This window comes from Pseudomonas sp. 10C3, from assembly GCF_036346185.1.
Taxonomy (GTDB): Bacteria; Pseudomonadota; Gammaproteobacteria; order Pseudomonadales; family Pseudomonadaceae; genus Aquipseudomonas.
In genome coordinates, this window is sequence record NZ_JASJVE010000244.1 from 1 (window position 1) to 227 (window position 227).

1 protein-coding gene is annotated in these 227 nt (G+C 59.5%); it reads right to left on the reverse strand.

Annotation, left to right across the window (positions count from 1 at the left end):
- On the reverse strand, positions 1-227 hold a 227-nt coding region (locus QN399_RS26890; protein ID WP_330201993.1), incomplete at both ends, for a hypothetical protein.

The following is a 227-nucleotide window of genomic DNA, read 5'->3' on the forward strand; positions in this document are numbered from 1 at the left end:
ATTGCCGCCATTGATATCTGCGACCGTGGGCTGAACATACGGCGCGTCCATATCTTGCTGTGCGAGGTCGGGCCACAGCATCCGATGCAACGCATGCCCTTCGTCATTGGCCATTCGGCTGATCAGTTGTTGCCCGACACTGGCCTTGGCTTTGTAGAGGCTGATGCCGGTCACCGCGTCAGTGACATCGCCGTTGACCGCAAAGGGGTCCATTTGCGCGGGGGTCA